A 4,787-nucleotide genomic window follows, 5' to 3' on the forward strand; every position below is an offset into this window, starting at 1 on the left:
TCAGTGGTCTTGACCAGCTTGCCGCCGGCTTTTTTCTCGTCGGCGCTGGTGAACTCCATCTGCAGCAACTTGCTGCCCAGGTTGCGGCGAATGACGGCGCGTTTGCCCGCTTTGAGCATGGGTTTATGCACGTAAAACTCGTCAGGGTTGACGGCGCCCTGCACCACCGTCTCGCCCAGGCCGTAGCTGGAGGTGATGAACACCACGTCTTCAAAGCCGCTTTCGGTGTCGATGGTGAACATCACGCCGGCAGCACCCTTGTCGCTGCGCACCATGCGCTGGATACCGGCTGAAAGCGCTACGTCGGAATGGGCAAAGCCCTGGTGAACCCGGTAGCTGATGGCGCGGTCGTTGTACAGCGAGGCGAACACCTCTTTCATCTTGTGCAGCACGTCCTCGATGCCGACGACGTTCAGGAAGGTTTCCTGCTGGCCGGCAAACGACGCGTCCGGCAAGTCCTCTGCCGTGGCGGATGAGCGCACCGCAAAGCTGGCCTGGGCATTGCCGGCGCTGAGGGCGGCAAAACTGTCGCGAACGGCTTTTTCCAGATCGGCCGGGAAAGGCTGGGCTTCCACCAGCTTGCGGATTTTGGCGCCGGCTTCGGCCAGCGCACGCACGTCATCGGTGTTGAGCGTGTCCAGCACGCCGTTGATTTTTTTGTCGAGGCCGTCATGCGCCAGGAACACGCGAAAGGCGTGGGCCGTAGTGGCAAATCCGGTGGGAACACGAACCCCGTTCGGGCCGGTCGGCAGTTGCGAAATCATTTCGCCGAGGCTGGCGTTCTTGCCGCCGACAGACTCGACGTCTGTCATCCTCAGGTTTTCAAACGGTACGACCAGGGCGGTCGCCTCAAACAGCTTGGACATGAAAATACTCCGGGAGGTTTAAAAACCGGGGAATTCACCATGCGCGGCAAGCAACCTTGTTGTTGTTGGAAGGGGTTGTGGCGGGGCATGATGTGACAAACTGGATAATTGCCACGATTGTAGGGGCCTCGGGCCCGGCGTGCCGTGTCAGGCTTTCACCCGGCTTTCAACCAGCGAAACCCTTATTTCCCCTCCCTGTCCCTCATTTATCCCCTTCCCATGTCCCAACGCACCGTATTTTTCATCTCTGACGGTACCGGCATCACCGCTGAAACCTTTGGTAACGCCATCCTGGCGCAGTTTGAATTCAAGCCGCGCCACGTGCGCCTGCCTTTTATCGACAGCGTGGACAAGGCCCACCAGGCGATCCGGCAGATCAATCACACGGCCGAAGTCGAGGGCAAACGCCCCATCGTCTTCACGACGCTGGTGAACATGGAGATCCTCGCGGTCATCAAGGCCCACTGCAACGGCATGCTGCTGGACATGTTCGGCATGTTTGTGGCGCCGCTGGAGGGTGAGCTGGGCATCAAGTCCAACCACCGGGTAGGCCGGTTTTCAGACGCGTCCAAAAGCAAGGAATACGACGACCGCATCGAGGCGATCAATTTCTCGCTGGCGCATGACGACGGCCAGAGCAACCGCGACCTGGCCGGTTCGGACGTCATTCTGGTGGGCGTGAGCCGCAGCGGCAAGACGCCGACCTCGCTTTACCTGGCCATGCAGTACGGCCTGAAGGCTTCCAACTACCCATTGATCCCCGAAGATTTCGAGCGCCGCCAGCTGCCGCCGGCGCTGGTGCCACACCGCAAGAAGATCTTCGGGCTGACCATCGCGCCCGAGCGACTGGCGCAGATCCGCAATGAGCGCCGGCCCAACTCCAAATACGCCAGCCTGGAGAACTGCCGCGACGAAATCCACGAGGCCGAAGCCATGATGCGGCGCGAAGGCATACGTTGGCTGTCAACCACCACCAAGTCGATTGAAGAGATCGCCACCACCATCCTGCAGGAAATCCGGCCGGAGCGGCTGGAGTACTGAGGCGGGGCCATGCACATCCCATGCCTCCGCACGGATGCACAAGGTGAGCATTCATCGAAGCAGGGGTCAGCGTCGACACAGATTTCCCGATGCATGGCGGCTGAAGCCGTTTTTTCCCGGGGATCGAGTGAGTTGCTACTGATTTGATAGCTGCTTGCGCCCGTCCCTATTGGCCAGGAAGCATTTTTTAGCGAAAAATAGAGCCTTGGGCCTGGCTAAAAATTTCGCATGAAATCAGCCGTTGCCCCAATCCCGACGTGCGCGAGCAGCTATCTTTTTTATAGCGGCGCCAGATCAGCCCAGCACCGCCACCCCCTTGACCTGCGCGTACACAAGGTTGTCAGGCTGCAATTGCAAGGCTTCCGCTGATTTTTGGGTGAGCCGCGCCAGCAGTGTGCTGCCGCCGGCGTCCAGGCCGACCATCACCTGTCCCGGGCTGTCAGCTGAAAGGCCGATGACGGTGACCGCAAAGATGTTCTGCACACTGGTGCCCTCCTGGCGCTCAAGCGTCAGGCTCACGTCACGCGCCTGGATGCGCACGCGCACGCGCTGGCCGACCTGCAGCGAAGGGTTGAGCAGGCTGATGCGTCCGCCGGGAAACTCGGCATGGCTCATGTGCCATTCGGGTTCAACGGCGCTGATCACGGCATCTATCACCGCGGCTGCGGCGTCGCCGTGCGCCAGCGGCAGGTCCAGCCGCGTCATCAGCTCGCGCGTGGGGCCTGAGGCCGTGACCCGGCCGGCGTCCAGCAGCACCAGGTGGTCGGCCAGCCGGGCGACTTCGTCCGGTGCGTGGCTGACGTAGAGCACGGGCATGTCGAGTTCGTCATGCAGGCGCTCCAGGTAAGGCAGGATTTCGGCCTTGCGGGCGATGTCCAGCGAGGCCAGGGGCTCGTCCATCAGCAACAGGCGCGGACTGGTGGCCAACGCCCGCGCGATGGCCACGCGCTGGCGCTCGCCGCCCGAAAGCGTGCCGGGCATGCGCCGCATCAGTTTTTGCAAGCCCAGCAATTCAATGGCGTGTTCCAGCGAGATGCGGCGCTGGGCAGCCGGCACGCGGCGCTGGCCGAAATCGAGGTTGCTGTGCACGTCCAGGTGGGCGAACAGACTTGCTTCCTGGAATACATAGCCCAGCGGCCGCTGATGCACCGGCAAGAAGACACCGGCCTTGTCGTCTTGCCAGACCTCGCCATTGACCGAGAGATGGCCGGTTGCTGCACGCTCCAGACCGGCAATGCTGCGCAGCAGGCTGGTTTTGCCCGAACCCGAAGGACCAAAGACGGCCGTGACGCCGCGCCCAGGCAAGTCCAGCGACACGTCGAGCGAGAAATCGGTGAAGACACGATGAAACGAGGCGGTGATGCCGCCTTCGAGAACGCTGGCCGGCCTCATGCGCCCTGCCCTTTGCGCCGGCCCGGCTGCAAGGCATTGAAGGTATAGAGCGCCAGCAGCACCAGAAAGGAAAACGCCAGCAGGCCGCCGGCCAGCCAGTGCGCCTGGCTGTATTCGAGCGCTTCCACATGGTCGTAGATCTGCACAGACATCACGCGTGTCTTGCCGGGAATGTTGCCCCCCATCATGAGCACAATGCCGAACTCGCCCACTGTGTGCGCAAAGCCCATGACGGTGGCGGTCAGGTAGGCGGGCCGGGCCAGCGGCAGCACCACGCTGAAAAAGGTATCCAGCGGCGAGGCTCGCAAGGTGGCAGCGGCTTCCAGCGGCCGTTCGCCAATCGCCTCAAAGGCGTTTTGCAGCGGCTGCACCACGAAAGGCATGGAATACAGCACCGATCCCACCACGAGCCCGGCAAAGGTAAACGGCAGCACGCCCCAACCCAGCGACTGCGTGAGCTGGCCCACCGGGCCGTTCGGCCCCATCAGTACCAGCAGATAAAAACCCAGCACCACTGGAGGCAAAACCAGCGGCAAGGCCACCAGCGCACCCACCGGCCCTTTGAGCCATGAACGCGTACGCGCCAGCCACCACGCCAGCGGCGTGCCGGCCAGCAGCAACACCACGGTGGTGGTGGCCGCCAGCCGAAAGGTCAGCACCAGTGCCTGAAGGCTTGCATCGTCGAGCATGATTCAGTGTCGCCTCTATGCCGCTTCTGTGCCGCGTTCAGGGCTCGTAGCCGAAGGAGCGGATCACCGCCCTGGCCTTCTCTGTTTTCAAAAAAGCCATCAGCTGCACCGCGGCCTTGCTGTCTTTGGCCTTGGCCAGCAGTACCGCATCCTGGCGAATCGGGCTGTGCAAGCTACCGGGAACAATCCACGCCGAGCCCGACCTGATCTTGCCGCCTTCGCAGACCTGCGAGAGYGCGATAAAACCCAGCTCCGCATTGCCGGTCGAGACAAAGCTGAAGGCCTGGCCGATGCTTTCGCCTTGCACCAGTTTGGGCTCCAGGGCGGCTTGCAGGCCCAGCTTATTCATGGTCTCGACGGCGGCAGCACCGTAGGGCGCGAGCTTGGGCGCAGCGATGGCGATCTTTTTGAAGTCGCCCTTTTTCAGGACCTCGCCCTGCGCATCAACCACGCCAGGCTGGGCCGACCAAAGCACCAGCTTGCCCGTGGCATAGGTAAAGCGGCTACCGTTCACGGCCGCGCCCTCCTTCTCCAGCTTTGCGGGAGTCTCGTCGTCGGCCGCGAGGAAGACCTCAAACGGCGCGCCATGGGTGATCTGCGCATAAAACTTGCCGGTGGCGCCAAAGGTCAGCACCGCTTTGTGGCCCGTATCTTTTTCAAAGTCCGCGGCGATCAGTTTCATGGGCGCGGTGAAATTGGCTGCCACAGCGACCTGGACTTCCTCCGCCAATGCAGCAGCCGATGCCAGCACGAGGCACAGAGCCGGCAGCCAGCGCAACGCAGTTTTGAACATGATGAA

5 protein-coding genes are annotated in these 4,787 nt (G+C 62.2%); 1 reads left to right on the top strand and 4 read right to left on the bottom strand.

Features of this window, described 5'->3' with window-relative positions; genetic code table 11:
• Window positions 1-866 (bottom strand): PEP/pyruvate-binding domain-containing protein (locus AC1D1P_RS14490; RefSeq protein ID WP_477673468.1); only part of this gene is annotated, 866 nt, incomplete at its 3' end.
• Window positions 867-1,085: 219 nt separating this feature from the next.
• Here AC1D1P_RS14490 and ppsR point away from each other — a divergent pair.
• Entirely contained in the window at window positions 1,086-1,907 is an 822-nt protein-coding gene (ppsR, locus tag AC1D1P_RS14495; RefSeq protein ID WP_457278791.1) for a posphoenolpyruvate synthetase regulatory kinase/phosphorylase PpsR, read from the top strand.
• 294 nt (window positions 1,908-2,201) lie between these two features.
• Here the strand turns inward: ppsR and modC are convergent, their stop codons facing one another.
• Genes modC through modA form a run of 3 tightly spaced genes read right to left on the bottom strand, consistent with a single transcriptional unit; the run spans window position 2,202 to window position 4,781 of the window.
• Window positions 2,202-3,299 (bottom strand): molybdenum ABC transporter ATP-binding protein, encoded by a 1,098-nt coding sequence (gene modC / locus AC1D1P_RS14500; protein WP_477673469.1) that lies wholly within the window; start codon window positions 3,297-3,299, stop codon window positions 2,202-2,204.
• On the bottom strand, window positions 3,296-3,988 hold the full coding sequence (gene modB / locus AC1D1P_RS14505; protein WP_477671000.1) for a molybdate ABC transporter permease subunit: 693 nt from the start codon (window positions 3,986-3,988) through the stop codon (window positions 3,296-3,298). The genes modC and modB overlap by 4 nt, the downstream gene beginning before the upstream one ends.
• Window positions 3,989-4,025: 37 nt before the next feature.
• Entirely contained in the window at window positions 4,026-4,781 is a 756-nt protein-coding gene (modA, locus tag AC1D1P_RS14510; RefSeq protein WP_477673470.1) for a molybdate ABC transporter substrate-binding protein, read from the bottom strand.
• Between the last annotated feature and the right edge of the window lie 6 nt (window positions 4,782-4,787).

It is taken from the genome of Polaromonas sp. P1_E1_2, from assembly GCF_056406035.1.

Coding starts and splice junctions, on each gene's coding strand:
- ppsR (WP_457278791.1), top strand. CDS start 1,086: ATGTCCCAACGCACCGTATTTTTCATCTCTGACGGTACCGGCATCACC.
- modB (WP_477671000.1), bottom strand. CDS start 3,988: ATGCTCGACGATGCAAGCCTTCAGGCACTGGTGCTGACCTTTCGGCTG.
- modC (WP_477673469.1), bottom strand. CDS start 3,299: ATGAGGCCGGCCAGCGTTCTCGAAGGCGGCATCACCGCCTCGTTTCAT.